Annotated in this window: 3 protein-coding genes; all 3 read right to left on the bottom strand. The window is 69.7% G+C overall.

The genetic code is table 11. The features are described from left to right. The coding region (locus WBA11_RS00215; protein ID WP_424518722.1) for a hypothetical protein at window positions 1-248 on the bottom strand (248 nt) is incomplete at its 3' end. A 79-nt stretch (window positions 249-327) separates the two neighbouring features. Next, on the bottom strand, window positions 328-969 hold the full coding sequence (locus WBA11_RS00210) for an RNA polymerase sigma factor (RefSeq protein WP_424518721.1): 642 nt from the start codon (window positions 967-969) through the stop codon (window positions 328-330). Window positions 970-972: 3 nt separating this feature from the next. Then, window positions 973-1687 (bottom strand): O-methyltransferase (locus WBA11_RS00205; protein WP_424518720.1); only part of this gene is annotated, 715 nt, incomplete at its 5' end.

The following is a 1687-nucleotide window of genomic DNA, read 5'->3' as shown; positions in this document are numbered from 1 at the left end:
GATTGGTCGAGGACGGCACGCTCGGCGGCCGACTCGGCCTCGAGGCCGACGCGTGGGCCGGGCTCGAGGGCGCGGGCCGTCACGGCCTCGAGGGCTCCATCGGACGGGCCTTCGAGGGGCAGCGCCTCGAGGACGCGGTGTAGCTCCCGGAGCGCTTCCTGCTCCCCGTACCCCGCGTCGCCCGGCCGAAGGGCCTCGTGCGGCTCCACACCGTAGACGTGGCGGAGCGGGAGAGTAACGTCGGACATCGGTGGGTGGGCGGGCGTAGCGAACGGGACGGCTGGCGTTCTCGTGTGTGAAAGGAATCGGCAGAAGCCGAGCCGGGCGTTACGCCGCGGCGGTGTCCTTCGGCTTGGGAGCGCCGGGGACGTCTGCGGTCACGCCCTCGAACCATTCGGGGTCGAGGATCTTGCGCAGGTTGATCAGCGCGTAGCGCATTCGCCCTAGGGCTGTGTTGATGGAGACGCCGGTGAGTTCGGCGATCTCACGGAACGTGAGCTCCGACTGGTGCCGCATGAGGACGACCTCGCGCTGCTCCGGCGGAAGCTGGTCGATGGCCTCCTCGACCTCGCTCCACAGGCCGGCTCGGTTTAGGAGCACGTCGGCGTCGGGTGCGGTATCGGGCAGCCGGTCCCAGAACGAGGCCCCCTCGTCCTCATTGTTGAACTTGTCGACATCGCTGAACTTCTTCTTCGCGCGGAGCCAATCGAGCGCCGCGTTCCGAGCGATCCGCATGGTCCAGGCGAGCCACCGCCCCTGGCTCTCGTACGAGCCGCGGCGGCGGTGCATGGCCTGGATGGCCCGGAACATGGTCTCCTGGAACAGGTCGTTCGCGACGTCGCGGTCGCGGACCATGCCGACGAGGTAGCTGTAGATCCGCTCCTGATGTCGGGACAGCAGTTGCGAGAACGCGCGCTGGTCGCCCTCGTCGAGGTAGGCCGTGACGAGTTCGGCGTCGGTGAGGGGCATGGATTAGGCGCGGATCGGATCGGGAGGACTCACACGCGCGGCGGCCGTCGCGGCTCCCCTCGCGTCGGTGGGTCGGTGCACAAAGATCCCGTACTTCACCACGTAGATACCAGTCCGCGCCTGGCCGCTCGCTCGCAACGCCGTCCACGCACGCCTGACAGACCGTCCCGGCTCGACGTCATCGAGGACGACGACGGCGCCGTCGGCCAGGGCCGGCTCCAAGACGTCGAGGTAGTCGAGGGCGGCCTCAGCCTGGTGGTGCCCGTCGACGAACACCAGGTCGTACTCGTCCTCGAGGACGGTCGGCAAGGTCTCGGCGAACGGCCCGACCACGACCTCGATGCGCCTCCCCGTGCCGACGCTGTGGCCCAGTCCCTCGAGGCCGGCGCTCGCCCTCGAGGCCAGAGCAGGTGCGCCCTCCAAGGTGACGAGCCGACCGGCCGGTCCTCCCTCCTCTTCGTTGAGCGCGAGGGCTCCCGCCAAATGCGCAGCGCCGACACCGAGGTTGGTGCCGAGCTCCAAGACACGTCGAGGACGAAGGCCGCGCGCCAGGCCAAACAAGAACCGCCCCCAGGCCGGGCCGGTGGCGGCGCGCTTGTAGATGTCCGCGACGGCGCGCTGGGGCGGCCGGTCGCTTCCGGCACCGTAGTCCACGACCTCGACGCTATCGGCCGAGGTCCGCAACCGCTCGCGGTACGCATCGATCTCGGCCTCGACG

Origin of the sequence: Rubrivirga sp. (assembly GCF_049648075.1) — a bacterium.
Taxonomy (GTDB): domain Bacteria; phylum Bacteroidota; class Rhodothermia; order Rhodothermales; family Rubricoccaceae; genus Rubrivirga.
This window is presented reverse-complemented; position numbering and strand designations above follow the sequence as displayed.